Origin of the sequence: Rhizobium sp. BK212 (genome assembly GCF_014197475.1) — a bacterium.
Classification (GTDB): domain Bacteria; phylum Pseudomonadota; class Alphaproteobacteria; order Rhizobiales; family Rhizobiaceae; genus Rhizobium; species Rhizobium anhuiense.
In genome coordinates this window covers 222,690-238,125 of the sequence record NZ_JACIFS010000002.1, presented here as the reverse complement: position 1 = coordinate 238,125, position 15,436 = coordinate 222,690, and the positions used below count along the sequence as shown (strand labels likewise).

Below are 15,436 nucleotides of genomic sequence, written 5' to 3'. Positions count from 1 at the left end.
CTCCATTCGTTTGTCCGGGGCGTCAGGTTGATTCCGAAAATCGATTGTTTACTATGATAGCGCGGGGCTCAGGGATGTTTCGGCTCTGGCGAGGAACTCGCCAATTGCCTCGATCGGAAGCGGCCTGCTGACCAAGTAGCCTTGAAGCCTGTCGCAGCCCACGCCGCGCAACCATTCGGCCTGACCTGGCGTCTCGACTCCTTCGGCGGTCACCTGCATGTCGAGGTCATGGGCGAGGTTCACGATGCAGCGGACGATTGCCTGGCTTTTCAGATCGCTTTCGAGATCGGTGATGAAGTATTTGTCGATTTTGATCGTGTCGAAAGGGAATGTCTTCAGATAGCTGAGCGAAGAATATTCGGTGCCGAAGTCATCAAGCGAGATTCGTATCCCCAGCACGTTGAGCGTATTCAGGGTGTCGATGTTGTTGACGGTCCGCTCGAGCAGCACGCTTTCGGTTATCTCAAGCTCCAGACGGTCGGGCGGCAAGCCGACCAGGTCGAGCGTCTGGGAGACCCGATCGGTGAGGCCGCTGGTCAGGAATTCGGCCGCCGATAAATTGACGGCAACGATGTAGTTCTGCGGCCACTTCATCGCCTCGCGGCATGCCTGCTCTAAAACCCACGCTCCTATTTCCGGCATCATTCCATCGGCCTCGGCCATCGGAATAAATGCCGCCGGTGAAATTTTTCCAAGCAGGGGATGGTGCCATCTCAGCAATGCTTCGAAGCCGACAACGCAGCCGCCCTCTGAGATGGGTTGGTATTCGACAGAGAACTGCTGCTGGGCCAAGGCCATGCGAAGGCTGCGGCGCAGCAGTTCGCGTTGCTCCAGCGATTCAAGCATCGAGGGATCAAATGCTTTTGCCCGGCCGCGCCCGTCTTTCTTCGCGGCATAGAGCGCGAGATCGGACGCCTTCATCAGCTGCTCCGGACTTGCACCGTCCGATGGCGCGGTGGAAATGCCGATGCTGGTACCAACAAATACGGCAATGCCATCTATCGTGAAGGGCTTTTTGAATTCGGCAACCAGAACTTCTGCTAGCCACTGCCCCTTGGCCGGATGTCCCGAGCCCATGGAAATAACGGTGAATTCGTCACCCGCCAGTCGATAGGCTCTGTCATCGCTGGTCAGGCAGCCTTGAATACGCCTTGCCGCAAATTGAAGAACCTTGTCGCCGGCCGGATGCCCAAGCGTGTCGTTCACGGGCTTGAAATCGTCGAGGTCGAGCTGCATCAAAGACAGGGTCTCGTTCGCGCCTGCGGCCTCCTGCAGCAATACTGTGAGGTCCTCGCTGAACTGTCGTCGGTTCGGCAGTCCGGTCAGGGGATCATGGGTCGCCAGGTGCAGAAGGGTTGCACGCTCATCATCGAGACTTTCCTCGGAGCGCACCACGGCAAACAGATCTCCGATCCGATAGATCGTCAGTCCGCGCGATCCCGGCTCGCCAAGATCGCCCGATATTCGCAAAGGCTGTGCACTGTCACCCAGGGAACGTAACGCAAGCGTAATCGCCGACTGGTCCAGTTCCGGAAAATGCTCCCAAAAGGACGCTGCTGGTTTGACAGAAGCAGGCAGCTCATTGCCCAGCAAATTCTCGACGGGATTGAGATCGCGGTCAAAGAACAAAAGTCGGTCGATCGAACTCGAAGCCTCTGCCTCTGTTTTTCCGAGGGCCGAGTGGGCCGCACGAATTTTCCGCATGTCCGAGGCTCTCCCTTGCTGAATGTCCTAACCAGATATTGTAGCAGTTTGACTCCCACACAACTTGTGCACGCTAAGATTTACATTAGGCATTTCTGATTAACAATCCCCAACCGCAGCATTGAGATACACTTATGTCACGGATAAAAAGAAGCAATCGATCACCTGTCTTGCCCGCGCCTGCACTGGGATAGGCAGGACCACAGGAGGCCGTCAGGCGGTGATCCGATTTCGGAGCCTGCCTTCATCGAGCAATATTCTGACCGTCCGCGCTGCGTTTTGGCGCATCTCGACCGCGGCGTGATCGGAGTAAAAGGCATTGTGCGGGGTTATCACCAACCGTCCCGCGAGCCAGTCTTCACGTTTGCGCCAGGCCGAAAGCAGCGGATGGTCGCCCGGCGGTTCCTGCACCAGCGTGTCAATCGCGGCCGCTGCCAGGTGGCCGCTTCTGAGGGACGTTTCAAGCGCATCGAGATCGTCAATAAGTTCGCCGCGCGCCGTATTGACCAAAATGGCTCCGGGTTTCATCCGGGCAAGTCCGTTAGCGTCGAGCATGCCGCGTGTCTCCTCCGTGGCTGGACAGTGGAGCGTGAGGATATCCGAGCGCGCGAAAAGATCGCCCGCATTGTCGACACGCTCGTATCCCACCGCCTTTTCGTGACCAGGCGGTTGGCCGGGATCATAGCCGAGGATGCGAAAGCCGAAGGGCTTCAGGCGGTTGATGACCGCCGTTCCGATCCGTCCGACACCGACGACGCCCACAGTGGCCCGGTTTGAACGGGAAAGCGGCTTGAGGCTGTGGACTTGCCATCCGGACCGATAGCCACGGGCGCGGGCATCATGTTCCCAGAGCCGTCTTTGCAGGGACAGGATCATCGCGACCGCGTGGTCGGCAACTTCCTCGGTGCCATAATCCGGGTTGTTGGCGAAGGGGATGCCGGCGGCCGCCAAGGCCTCGATATCGATCTTCTCGTAACCGACGCCGTAACGCACGACGCCCCGGCAGCGGGTCAAATGCGCGATGCTTCGCGGCCCGAGCCGTGCGCCCCAGACTATCAGGGCATCGAGCCCGGCGAGGCGATCGGCAGCGAAAAGCGTTTCATCCGTGGTGGCGAAGAAGTCGATCTCGACCTCCCGGCCGAGCACCTCGACCTCGAGGTCCGGAGAGCCGATCATGTGGTCGGTGATTCCGACCACATATTTTCTCTGTTCTGTCATTCGGAGGAAGAGCCGCCTTGAATTGTTGGTCCCTCGGTCACGCCAACCGTCCTACCTCTTCAATGCCCAGCGAACCCGGCTTGCCTCCATCGCGTGCAAGCTTTGCCGCCGCTCGTTGGAAGGCCGCGTTGAGGGGTGCGGCTACGCCATGAAGACGTCCGAGCCGCACGATCTCACCGTTCAGGTAGTCAACCTCACTTGACGTGCCGCGCACGAAGCTCTGCCATGTCGATTGCTGGCCGCGTTCGATGCCGCTGTCTTCGGCGACGCGCCAGCCTGATATGTCGATCGCCCGTTCCGAAGGGGCCGCCAGATCGTATCCCGCCGCCTTCAGGACGGTGCGGGCTTCTTCTGCCAATTCGGCGGCGGCTTTTGCGCGCACCTCCGGTGTGCCGGCGAAAAGCTCGACTGCGTTAGTCGCATTGTGCTGCAGTTTGGCGGCCTTCCAGCGGCGAATGTCTGCACGCGCTTCGGCCAGATATCCCGCCTTCGTCAGGTCGGAGACAACAGCCGATGCGGTATCGTCCAGTCCGTGCGGATAGCGTCCGAGCGTGACGATGCCGAGATTCGGTTCACCGCCGACGACGACCTCACCGGTCACGGTATAGCGCGCGGGAATGAGAATGCTGGCCGCATAGACACGATGGAAGCGTCGCAGCGCAATATCCTCGGCCGCCAGCCCGTTTTGGAGCGTGACCAGCGGCAGATCGGATGCGAGACCCGCGCCATCCACATCGCGCCAGGCCCAGAAATCGGTTGCCGCTTCGACATCCTGCGCCTTGACCGTGAGGATCAGGATATCGTCCGGCTTCAGAACGGGCGGCGTTGCGGTGTCGACCGCATTGAGCTGAACCAGCCGGGTTTCCCTCGGGCGGCGATAGGAAAGGCCATGGGCGGCGATATGAGCGATCTGAGCGCCGCGTCCCACCAGAACGTAAGGAATGTCGTGGGTTTCGAACTCGGCGGCAAGGCTTGCGCCGACCGCGCCGGCGCCGATGATGATGTAGCGTGGCATGTTCGTCCACTGCGAGTTGACCGGAGGGTTGAAGGGGAAGGTGGGAAGGTCATCAGGCGAGGTCCGTCCCCGTCGCGTCAGGCTGTTTTAAGGACGGGGACGCCTGTCGAATAGCTCGATAGGGCGGTCTCATCCCGGTTCCACCGGTCGAAGGCGGCGCGCCCCAGAATGGAAATCGATACGTCTTCCTGCGGAGCATGGACGAGCACGGACTGGATGTCCCGGAAATGCCGTTCAAGCCCCAGGTCGGCGCTCAGGCCCGGATTGCCGATGCCGCGCACCGCGATCTGGACTGCCTCGCGCAGCTGCCGGCCGGCAATGAGCCGGGCTCTTATGAATTTTTCCGCGTCACTTTGGCCGGCTTCGAGCGCGCCAAAAATGATCTGGCGGGCGCCGGAGACAAGCAGGTCGATTTCGCCCGAAAGCGTCACGAAACGCTCCGTGCGGGCAATGGGATGGCCGAGATTGGTCGGCACCCGCTCATGCGCGAAGCGGATGAAGGCGGCCTGCGCGGCTTCCGCCACGCCGAGATAGAGCGCGGTCAGCGCCAGCGTGAGCGCCGCATGGGCGCGATTGTCCTGTTGGGCAACTGTGGCGTCGGTGAGATCAAGCACGTCCTCTGCCGGGATCTCGACGTCGGTATATTCGACGTCGTGCGAACCTGTGGCGCGCATGCCGAGGCTGCTCCAGTTTTCGATCACGCGAATGCCAGGCAGTCCATTCGGCACGACGAAGGTTCCAACCCGCGTTGGGGTTTCATCGGTATGCGCCCAGACGAGGAAATGCGTGAGACCATGCGCGCCGGTCACGAAGCGCTTGCGACCGGTGATCGACCAGCCGTTGGCCGTGCGGCGGGCGCGCGTTGCCGGCAGACCGCCGCGCGCCGGCGACCCCAGTTCCGGCTCGACGCGGGCGGCGTTGAGCAGAAGCGGACGCTGCTTTCCCTCCGCCAGCAGCCTGATGTAGAGATCTTCCGGCCAATGGTTTTTTCCGGCCTGGCCGAGATGGTTGAAAATTGTCATGGCGCTGATGAGCGCGACCGACGGATCGCCTCGCCCGAGGGCGGCTAGGATGTGAGCCGTGTCGGCAAGGTTGGCACCTCCTCCGCCGTAGCGGACGGCGACAGTGCTTTCCAGAAGGCCGCTTTCATGAACGGCACGAATGCCCGTCCATGGAAACTGACCGGTACGATCCGCTTCCGGAGCGGCCTCGGCTAGAACCCGCGCGGTTGCGTTCAGGACGGTTGTGTCATGGGGCATGTCGTTGAAGCCTTCTGATGGAAGCCCGAGCGATATCCTCCGACGCGATGAAGACAGCGTCGCCTGCTCGTTCTGGGATTGAATGCATGGTCCAACCGTACCGGACCGTGATCATCAGGCGGCCGTTTTCTTTTTGGCCTCTTCCCGCTCGCGGATGCCGTCACGCACCAGCGGCAGGATGTAGCGGCCATAATCGACGGCATCGTTGTAATTGTCGTAGCCGCGGATCGAGATTAGGTCGGCGCCAAGATCGATATAATCGAGGATGGAATCGGCGATGGTGCGCGGCGAACCCACCAGCGCGGTGGTGGCGCCGCTGGCATTGGTGGCGGTCACGGTCGGATACCACAGGGCGCGGTCCTGCACATGGCCGCGTGCCGCAATGTCCAGCAGCCGCTGCGAGCCGACATTGGCCGGACGCGGAGCCGAAAGCGGCGCACGGCTCAGGCCCTTCTCGCGGTTCTCGTTCAGCCGGTCCAGAACCCTGTGCGCCTTCGCCCAGGCCAATTCGTCGGTCTCGGCCACGATCGGCCGGAAGGTGACCCAGATGCGCGGACGATCTGCGCGGCCAGCCTTGGCGGCTTCGTCGTAAATCCGGTCGATCTGCTGCTTGGTTTCGGCAAGCGGCTCACCCCATAGGCCGAAGATGTCGCACAGCGAACCGCCGATCCGGTAAGCCGCATCCGACGAGCCGCCGAGCGAGATGGGGATGAGGCCCCTGGTGGGACGCACGGCGCTGCGAAACTGCTTGAACTGGTAATATTTCCCATCGAAATCAAAGGGCTCGGTCGACGTCCAGGCCAGACGCAAGATGCGAATATATTCCTCCTGCCGCTCGTAACGCTCTTCCTTATTGAGGAAGTCGCCTTCACGCGCCTGCTCCTCGTCGCTGCCGCCGGCAATGAAGTGAACGACGACGCGCCCGCCGCTCAACTGATCGAGCGTCGCCAGCGATTTCGCCGCAACCGTCGGATAGACCGTGTTCGGACGTAGGGCGACGATGATGCTGAGTTTTTTCGTATGTGCGAGGATCGTCGCTCCAAGCGTGAACGGATCGAAGGAAGACGAGGAATAGGGGATCAGCGTGTAGTTGAAGCCGTAATCGTCGAGCGCGCGCGCGTATCGCTCCAGAAAACGCGCATCCACCGGCGCGTCGGGAATAGGGTTGAGGTCATTGGAGGCATTGGCAAAGCTTGCGCTGATGAATTCCGTGGCCATGTGAGCGTTTCTCCCGGGGTTGCCGAACATGCCCTCACGTTATGGCGTGACAAATCCCATAGGAAGACAGGTCTTTCTTTTTCTACTAAAACTGTAGAAAATATTCGCGCGTCGCAGCCTGGTGGGGAAGAGTTGGTCACCTTCTCCATTGAAAACCCTGATGGCTGCTCCAGCCGCAATGGCGACGCTCGACCGCTGGCATCAGTGTGGTTCAAATGGTAGGCGACCAGCCGAGGTTGGGGGCCACCGTGTCTGCCAGGTCCGTCAGCAGCCGCACGTTTTCGGCAAGGTCGAAGGCGGGGGGAAGGAAGAGCACAAGCTCATCGGCGGAGGCAAGGCCTGGGTCGTCAAGCACGGCCTCAAGCACCTGGTCGGGCCTGCCTTGGAAGACCGGGGAGATCTGGATGCCGGGCGGCTGATTGGCTGGCGCGGCCGGCGTCAGCGCCCCCTTGGGACGGGACGCGGCAATTCCCTGGGTGCGGCGCTCGAGGTCGTAGGCTGCATACTTCTCCCGAAGCTCGGCCGTGGTGCCGACCAGGATTGAGGCGGCAACGGCGACTGGCGGCGGTTGGGTGTTCCACGTCTCGCGCCAGGTCGCACGGAAAGCCGCGATGCAGCGAGCCTGATACTCCCCGAAGGTTTCGCCCTCGTCGTGGTCGTGCTGCACTGTGCCTGAGATGAGCCCGATTCCGAGCTTGGCAGCCTGCACCGCCGAATCCAGACTAGCCGAGCCCTGCCTGATCCGCGAGCGCAGGGTCGGGCTGTGCGGCGTCACCCGCAGTTCAGTACCCTCCGGGGCGCCTTGGCCTTGCCCGGCGACGGTGTGGAGAACCTCACCCGAGATCGCGGCGAGGAAGCGCGCCTGACGGCGTTTGGCTTCCGTCCGGGCATCGGTGTCTGCCGTACCGAAGACGGCGTCGAACGCCGCATTGGCGCCGGTGGAGACCGCCAACTCCAAGCGGCCGCCGATCAGAAGGTCGGTCGTGCCGGCCGCCTCGGCGAGCAGGATGGGGTCCTGGTAGCGCATCGGGATAACAGCCGAGCCGAGCGTGATATGCCTGGTATGCTGGCCGGCCGCGGCGAAGAACGGAAGCGGTGACGAGAGGTAGTGGTCGAAGTGCCGTTGGTAGGCCCAGCCTGACTGATAACCCAGCCGCTCGGCGGCCTTGAACAGCTCGATCCCGTCGCGTAGCCCCTGCGCCGGCCCGGCGTCGTCGTTGAAGGACACCCGGGTGTTGAAGCCGAGCCGCTGCTTCGGACGAAACGGTGCGGGCAGGGGGATGGCAGGCGCGGCGATGGTCATGCGATCTTTTCCTCGTTGACTAACCGCTGCGGTCTGGGGTTTGGCGCGCGGGCGATAGCAGCGGCGCCTGATGGGATCGATTCCAGCAGCGAGCGTGTGTACGGCTCCCGGGGGCGTTCGAAGATGTCGGTGACGGTCCCATGCTCGACGATACGCCCACGCTGCATCACCGAGACGGTGTGGGCGAGCTGGCGCACCAGAGCCAGGTCGTGGGAGACGAAGACATAGGTGAGGCCGAGCTTGGCTTGCAGCGAGAGCAGCACCTCGACGATGTCGGCCTGGACGCTGACGTCGAGCGCGGAGGTTGGCTCGTCGAGCACGATGACGTCGGGCTTGAGCACCAGTGACCGGGCGATGGCCACGCGCTGGCGCTGGCCACCTGACAAAGCTTCCGGCTTGCGGGATAGCAGATGTTCGCCGAGCCCAACATTGGCCAGCGCTTCGCGGACCCGCGCGGATCGTTCCTCGCGGGTGCCGATCTTGAACCGGTCGAGCGGTTCGCGCACCAGCTGCTCGACTTTCCAGGTCGGGTCCAGCGAGGTGAACGGGTTCTGATAAACGAGCTGAAGGTGGCGCCATACCGCGCGCAGTGAGCCGTGCGAGCGACCGGTGAGTTGCTCGCCGGCGACGGCAATATTGCCGACGTCAGGTTGTTCGAGCCCGAGCAGCAGCCGGATTGCCGTCGTCTTGCCCGAACCGGATTCGCCGACCAGCGCGTGTGTGGTGCCAGCCGGGACGGCAAACGACACGTCATTGACGGCCGTCAGAACCTTGCCGTCGACCGTGAAGGTCTTCGTGACGCCGCTGACCTCGATCTTCGGCGCCTTGCCGGTCTTGGTTCCGAGGAAACGGAAGCCGGGGTCGCGCAGCGCACGGTAGCGATCGGGGTTGAGGGCCGGGACGTCGGCATGCAGCTTCCTGGCGTATGCCGAGGAGGGCGCAGAGAAGACGGAAGCGGTGCTGCCGGCTTCCTGGACGACGCCGTCCTTGAGCACCACCAGCGAGTCTGCCCGCTCGGCGGCGATCGCCAGGTCGTGGGTGATGAGAAGCAGGCTGATCTCAAGCTCGTGCTGCAACTTGGAAAGCAGGTCGAGGATGCGCTTCTGGATCGTGACGTCGAGAGCCGACGTCGGCTCGTCCGCGACCAGCAGCGACGGCCGTGGCAGGACTGCAAGGCCGATCAGCACACGCTGCAGCATGCCGCCGGAGAGCTGGTGCGGGTAGGAGTCGTAGACCCGTTGGGGATTGTCGAGCCTGACCTGGGCGAAGGTCTCCAGGATGAGCGCCTTGCGGATTGCCTTATTGGGCTCGTCGACGAGTGCTGCCGCCTCCATCGCCTGGGCGCCGATCGTCCGCACCGGGTTGAGCGAGTTGCCGGGATCCTGCGGGACGAACCCGATCGCCCGTCCTCTGAGCGGCCGGAAACGGCGCTCCGGGAGTCCCAGTATCTCCTGGCCGTCGAACTCGACGCGGCCGGCAGCGCGTCCACCGCTGGGGAGCAGCCGCAACACCGCCCGGGCGATGGTCGACTTGCCCGAGCCCGACTCGCCGATGAGGGCGAGGCTCTTGCCACGGCCGAGTTGAAACCCGATGTTGCTGACGACTTCGTGCGGCCCGTAGGAAACCGACAACCCGTCAACCCGGAGCAGAGGGGCTGATCGCTTGAGCGGCAGCCCGGCGGCGTCGGTGTGAGCGAAAAGCTCAGTCAGTCTGTTTTGCGAAGCCATCGGCTGATCCTGTTCACGGAGAGGACGGTTGCGATCGTGACGAAGGCGGGGGCGTAAACCAGCCACGGCCATTTGAGGTAGTCCTTGCCGATCGAGATCAGCAGGCCCCAGTCGGAGGCCGGCGGCGGGTCGCCGTAGCCGAGGAAAGCGAGACTGGCGATCACCAGGATCGAGTCGCCGAACTGCAGCACGGCGAGCGGCAGCACCGATCGCGAGGCATTCGGCAGCACGTGACGCCACAGGATGTGCCAGCGCGACCCACCGAGCAGAAAGGAAGATTCGACGAATGTGGCCTGCCGGGTCTTGATCACCTCAGAGCGGATCACCCGGGCGAAGAGGGCGACCGCCGAAACGCCTGTTGCAATGGCGGCGTTGGTGGTGTCGAAGCCGATCGCGGTGACGACGATGACGGCCAGCAGGAATTTCGGAATAGCCAGCAGAACGTCGACGAGGCGGGCGAACAGGGTGTCCACCCAGCCGCCGAAGAAGCCGGCCAGGAGGCCGATGAGGCCACCGGCGACAACGCCGATGACGACGGCGATCAGCGCGCTCGCCACCGAGGAGGCCGTGCCGTAGACGACGCGGGTGTAGAGGTCGCGGCCGAGGTGATCGGTGCCGAACCAGTGCGCCGCACTGGGGCCGAGCAGCTTTTGAGCAGGAACGCCGTTGACCGGGTCATAGATCGTGAACAGGCCAGGGGCGAGAGACCAGGCGATGGCAAGCGCGACGATAGCGAAGGACAGCGCGACGACCGGCGGTACGCGCAGCGCCGTCAGCCGGCTGATCGCCGTGACATACGAGGCAGAGGAGGCGGAGGCGAGGGTCATAGCGTCACCGCCTTGGAAATGCCGGCGGAGCCTTCGTCAGCCGTGGTTGGACGGCGCTCGGGAGCGCCAAGAAGCTTTACGCGCGGGTCGAGCAGTGGGTAGGTGAGATCGGCGATCAGGTTGACGATCACGAAGACCACCGCTGCCAGCGAGACGACCGCCTGCAGGACGGGCAGATCCTGCGTGCTCACCGACCGTTGCACCAGGCTGCCGAGACCGGTGCGCCCGAACACCGTCTCGGTGATCAGCGAGCCGCCGAGCAGTTCGCCGATGGTGAGCGCGATGACGGTGATAACCGGCAGCGACGACGGCTTGAGCAGGTGCTTGGCGAACAGGCGCATTTGCCCGAGGCCGCGGCCCCGTGCGACGGCGGCGTATTCCTGCCCGGACTCATGATCGAGATTGGCGATGAGCACTTCGGCGATTTGTGCCGAGATGGGGATGCCGAGCGCGATGGCCGCGAAAAGCGTCGCCCAGAAGCTGTCGGGCTCGATCACGCGAAAGACGCCGAGCTGGAAACCGAAGAGATGGATCAGCACCAGGCCGATCACGAAGTTCGGCACCGACAGGAACAAGGGGGGGAAGCCCCGCAGCAGGCCCTGACCGAGCCGTTTTGGCAGAAACTGCGTGCCATAGGCGATCACTGCCGACAGCAGCAGCGCGACGACGAGACCTGCGGAAGCAAGGACCAAGGTCGACGGAAGCACCTCGGCGATCAGGGTCGAGACGGGCCGGTTGGTCCGCATCGACAGGCCGAGATCCCCGGTCACGAAGCCGGAAAAAGACGTCCACAGCTGGACCGGGATCGGCTTATCCAGGCCCTGGGCGGCGATGATCTCCTTGATCTCATCCGGTGTGAAGCCATTCTGAGGATTGTTCAGGACATTGGTGATCGGGTCGCCGGGCAGGATGCTGACGACGACGAAGGTGAAGACATAAGCCAGCAGGATCACGACGATCGCCTGCACGAGGCGTTTTGCGGCGTAGTTGAGGTAGGCTTTGCTCATGCCGTCACCTTCTTACGTTGCTCGGTTGAATTGCGGATTATTCGCTTTTCGTGGCCGTGTAGTAGCTGGCATAGGCGACGCCGTTGTAGACTTCGCCCTTGAGCTTCGGAGACTGCACGTAGATCCGCTGGACGATCTGTGTGCGCGGGATGAAGTAACCCTGATCGAGGATGTATTTCTGCAGTTCGTCGAGGAGCGGTTTGCGGCTTTCGATGGAACCGGCGCTGGCGATCTTGTCCCGGAGTTCGTTGAGCGTCTTGTCGCTCTCGTCGAGGGCGAACCAGTTCTCGCCGTTGTTGGCATTTGTCAGGATACTGGCGACGGTGCCGGCGTCGATGAAGCTGCGGGTCACCTCATAGGCCGGCACGGCCGGGCTACCGTATTTGACCTTTTGGCCGTAGGTGACGACATCGTAGGAACGGATGGCGACTTTCCAGCCGATTTTGCCGAGCTGCTGGGAGATAAGCTCATCGACTGATTTCGAGGTTGCGAGGTAGGGGTTGGAATGCAGCGTCAGCACCAGCGGCTGGCCGTTCTTGGTGCGGATGCCGTCCGCGCCCTTTGTCCAACCCGCTTCGTCCAGGAGCTTCTCGGCCTTTTCGGGGTTGTAGACCAGCAGGGCGCTTTGGTCGGTCGCTCCCGGCACGTTGCTCTGGATGAAGGAGGTCGCCAGTTTCCAGTCTGACGTATAGACGGTGTCGATGATCTCCTGGCGATTGATGCCGGCCTGGAGGGCCTGGCGTACTTTCACGTCATCGTATGGCGCAAGCTTGGTGTTGACAGCCCAGCCGTTCACGAAGCCGAGATAACGTGGTGTCGCGGTGGTGAAGCCCTCTGTCTTGAGAGATTCCAGCTCCTGCGGCGAGGCGTTGTAGGCGACGTCGGCCTGACCGGACTGAACAGCGGCAACGCGCAGCGACGGCTCGGACACCAGCTTGTAGGTGATCGTGTCGAGATAGGCCGGGCCGGTATGGCCGACCGCGGCGGGACCCCAATTGTAGTCCTTGCGCTTGACCAGCTTGACGAAGTCGCCTTCCTTCCAGGAATCGACCACATAGGGGCCGCTGCCGGCGGTCTTGCTGAGGTCGGCCTGCTGGGCGGCAGGCTGCGCGAGGGTCTTGGGGGAGATCAGGATCGAGCCGTGGTAGCCGAGGGTCGGGATGAAGCCGAGTGTCGGCGCCTTGAAGAAGACCTTCACGGTAGCCGCGTCCACTGCCTCGGCGTGGTCGTAAGTCTTCGGGAAGAGACCGATCGGGTTGATGCCCTCGCTCTTGCGGCCGGCGTACCAGATGTCGAGGTTGGCGACGACGGCGGATGCGTCGAGCGGGGTGCCGTCGGAGAAGGTTACGCCGCTCTTCAGGTGCAGCGTGAACTCGGTGGCCTTGTCGTTCTGTTCCCAGCGCTCGGCAATCCAGGGGCTGACCTTGCCGTCAGCGTCGACGTAAAGGAGCTTATCGGTCACATGGCCCCAGATGTGGCCTTGGAAACTGGAGATGGCGCTGTTGTTCGGGATCCAGGTATCGCCCAACGAGTCGATGAGGAAGGTGATGTCACCGCCGTTGTGTGGGCTATCGGCACTCAGAGCCGGATTGAACTCCGCCGTTACCACCAAGGCGGCGATTGCCAGTGCAGACGTGGCGATCAGCAGACGACGCCGGGGAAGGGAGAACGGGGAAAAGCGTTCGATCATAATGCGGTCCTGTATTGTTTGCCAAGGAGATCACGACGCATAGCCTAAGCAGGGCAACAGGAGGGAGAAAGACCAGTTGTTCTTTTTCTACTAAATTTATGGATTATTTTGTTCGGTTTCTGCGTGTGTGTGGATCAGCTTTTCCGGGCTTGTCGCGATATGTCTGCGAACTTCATTCCCTCGAAGATCCGCACCGGCGGTAGTTCGCCGGCGAACCGCTCCGCCTCCACCCTGGTAAGCTGTCCGGTCGAGCCCTGGGCCAATTGCGAGGTTCCGACGTCGCGGGTGAGGATATTCGGGTTGCCGTGGATGCACATGGACTTCTCGGCGGTCGGGTCGTTCGGTTCGAACCACGCACCCGTCGCAAGCTGCATCACGCCCTGTCTCACGTCCTCGCTTATCACCGCCGCCGCAAGGCAGCTGCCGCGGGCGTTGAACAGCCTCAGAATGTCGCCATCGGCGATGCCGCGCTCGGCCGCGTCGGCCGGGTTGATGCGGACCGGTTCCCGGCCCTTGATCTTGGTGGAACGGCTGAAATCGCCATAGTCCAACTGGCTGTGCAGCCGTTGATGCGGCTGATTGCAGACCAGATGGAGCGGGTAGCTGCTTGCATTGCCCTCTAACTGCGGCTTGGCCGGATACCATCGCGGATGGCCGCGGCAATCGTCGTAACCGAAGCTCTCGATCGTCTCGGAAAAGATCTCGATCTTTCCGGATGGCGTCTGCAGCGGAGATCCGGACGGATCATCGCGAAAGGCGCGCGCCGGTCCGCCGTCGTCAGGCTTCAGCGGCAGGCGCATCTCTCCGCGTTCCCAGAACGTCTCGAGGTCGGGAGCTTCGTGTCCGGCGGTAGCAAGCGCCTTTTGCGTCGTCTCGAAAAGAAAGGCGAGCCATTCCTTGCTGGTGCGGTTTTCGGTGAACTCTTCGGCTCTGCCGAGGCGGCGGGCTATCTCGGAAAAGATGTCATAGTCGTCCCGCGCTTCGCCGACCGGCTCGATCAACTTTTTCATGGCGATCATCAGCGGATCGCGGTCCGCCGCGCCGATGTCGTCCCGCTCGAGCGTGGTGGTCGCCGGCAGCACGATGTCGGCATGACGGGCCGACGACGTCCAGGCCGTCTCATGCACGATGATGGTTTCCGGCCTCCTGAACGCCGCCCGCAGCCTGTTGAGATCCTGATGGTGATGGAATGGGTTGCCGCCCGCCCAATAGACGAGGCGGATGTCGGGATAACGCATCGCCTGACCATTATAGTTGAACGCGCTGCCCGGATTGAGGAGCATGTCGGCGATGCGCGCGACGGGAATGAAATCCGGCACGGCGTTCTTGAATTGACTGAGCGTGGGCAGTGGGACGGCAAGCTGGTGTTTGCCGATATTGCCCAATGCGCCAAGCGAATAGGAATAGCCGCCGCCATCCAGTCCGATCTGCCCGAGCATTGCGGCGAGCACGATGCCCATCCAGACCGGCTGCTCGCCATGCTCGGCACGCTGCAGGGAATGGCTGACGGTGATCAGCGTTCTGGCGCGCGCCATTGAAAGCGCGAGCTTCCTGATGGTGTCTTTGCCGATGCCGCAGATATGGGACGCCCATTCCGGGCTCTTTTCGACACCATCGGTCCGGCCAAGCAGGTAGTCTTCGAAGCGCTCGTAGCCGACCGTATAGCGGTCGAGAAATTGGCGGTCGTGCAATCCCTCGCTGGCAAGCACATGCGCGAGGCCGAGCATCAGCGCTATGTCGGTGCCGGGCAAGATGGGCAGCCATTCGGCGTTCACGTCAGCAGGAAAATCGTCTTTCAACGGGCTGACGAGGACAAAACGCGCACCGCGCGCGTGCGCGCCATTCAGCGTCCGGGGCACGATATGTGCACTGATGCCGCCGCCGTGCACATCCGTGTTCTTGATCGCCATTCCGCCGAAGGCGACGACCAGTTCGCTGCTCCGCTCGATGGCATCCCAGGTGACGCTCTTGCGCTCGAAATGGTCGTAGGGTCCCAAGACATGCGGGATGATGACCATGGCCGCACCCGAGCTGTAGGTGTTGACGGATCTGATATATCCGCCCAGCACATTCAGAAACCGATGGATCTGGCTCTGCGCATGATGGAAGCGTCCGGCGCTCGACCAACCATAGGACCCGCCGAAGACGGCTCGCGGGCCGAAGTCCGCGTAAACGCGCTGAAGCTCCTTCGAAACGAGGTCCAGCGCCTGCGGCCAGCTGACTTCGACATAATCGTCTGCCCCGCGATTTTGCGCGTTGCCGGTGCTGCCTTCGAGCCAGCCGCGCCGGACAGCCGGACGTCTGATGCGCGCCGGACTATGGGCGATCGCGGCGAGATTGCCCAGCAGGGGCGATGGATGCGGGTCGGCCGGATGGGGACGGATTTCAAGCTTTCCATCTTCGTAGCGGCCGGAAAAGGCGCCCCAGTGGGAGCTATGGGGCTGAAACGAACTCATTTGTAAAGCTCC

11 protein-coding genes are annotated in these 15,436 nt (G+C 62.6%); all 11 read right to left on the bottom strand.

Annotation, left to right across the window (positions count from 1 at the left end; genetic code table 11):
* Window positions 1-51: 51 nt before the first annotated feature.
* The 11 genes from FHT79_RS06200 to FHT79_RS06150 all read right to left on the bottom strand — a co-directional run bounded on the left by FHT79_RS06200 (window position 52) and on the right by FHT79_RS06150 (window position 15,424).
* A complete protein-coding gene (locus FHT79_RS06200) occupies window positions 52-1,704 on the bottom strand; it encodes an EAL domain-containing protein (RefSeq protein ID WP_183903076.1) in 1,653 nt (550 codons plus the stop codon).
* 213 nt (window positions 1,705-1,917) lie between these two features.
* On the bottom strand, window positions 1,918-2,922 hold the full coding sequence (locus FHT79_RS06195; protein WP_183903075.1) for a C-terminal binding protein: 1,005 nt from the start codon (window positions 2,920-2,922) through the stop codon (window positions 1,918-1,920).
* Window positions 2,923-2,959: 37 nt separating this feature from the next.
* Window positions 2,960-3,937, bottom strand: coding sequence for a ketopantoate reductase family protein (locus FHT79_RS06190; RefSeq protein ID WP_183903074.1), 978 nt, complete (start codon window positions 3,935-3,937; stop codon window positions 2,960-2,962).
* Between the two features lie 77 nt (window positions 3,938-4,014).
* Window positions 4,015-5,196 (bottom strand): acyl-CoA dehydrogenase family protein, encoded by a 1,182-nt coding sequence (locus FHT79_RS06185; RefSeq protein WP_183903073.1) that lies wholly within the window; start codon window positions 5,194-5,196, stop codon window positions 4,015-4,017.
* Window positions 5,197-5,310: 114 nt separating this feature from the next.
* Complete coding sequence (locus tag FHT79_RS06180) at window positions 5,311-6,414, bottom strand: LLM class flavin-dependent oxidoreductase (RefSeq protein ID WP_028758192.1); 1,104 nt, start codon at window positions 6,412-6,414, stop codon at window positions 5,311-5,313.
* Between the two features lie 211 nt (window positions 6,415-6,625).
* The gene (locus FHT79_RS06175) at window positions 6,626-7,717 is read right to left on the bottom strand and encodes an LLM class flavin-dependent oxidoreductase (RefSeq protein WP_028758193.1); all 1,092 of its coding nucleotides are present in this window, start codon (window positions 7,715-7,717) and stop codon (window positions 6,626-6,628) included.
* Complete coding sequence (locus FHT79_RS06170; protein WP_183903072.1) at window positions 7,714-9,444, bottom strand: ABC transporter ATP-binding protein; 1,731 nt, start codon at window positions 9,442-9,444, stop codon at window positions 7,714-7,716. Before FHT79_RS06170 ends, FHT79_RS06175 begins: the two co-directional genes overlap by 4 nt.
* Complete coding sequence (locus tag FHT79_RS06165; RefSeq protein ID WP_183903071.1) at window positions 9,423-10,271, bottom strand: ABC transporter permease; 849 nt, start codon at window positions 10,269-10,271, stop codon at window positions 9,423-9,425. The genes FHT79_RS06170 and FHT79_RS06165 overlap by 22 nt, the downstream gene beginning before the upstream one ends.
* Window positions 10,268-11,278, bottom strand: coding sequence for an ABC transporter permease (locus FHT79_RS06160; protein WP_183903070.1), 1,011 nt, complete (start codon window positions 11,276-11,278; stop codon window positions 10,268-10,270). Before FHT79_RS06160 ends, FHT79_RS06165 begins: the two co-directional genes overlap by 4 nt.
* A 37-nt stretch (window positions 11,279-11,315) precedes the next feature.
* Window positions 11,316-12,968, bottom strand: a complete 1,653-nt coding sequence (locus FHT79_RS06155) for an ABC transporter substrate-binding protein (protein ID WP_183844639.1) — start codon at window positions 12,966-12,968, stop codon at window positions 11,316-11,318.
* Between the two features lie 134 nt (window positions 12,969-13,102).
* Window positions 13,103-15,424 (bottom strand): molybdopterin guanine dinucleotide-containing S/N-oxide reductase, encoded by a 2,322-nt coding sequence (locus tag FHT79_RS06150; RefSeq protein WP_028758198.1) that lies wholly within the window; start codon window positions 15,422-15,424, stop codon window positions 13,103-13,105.
* Between the last annotated feature and the right edge of the window lie 12 nt (window positions 15,425-15,436).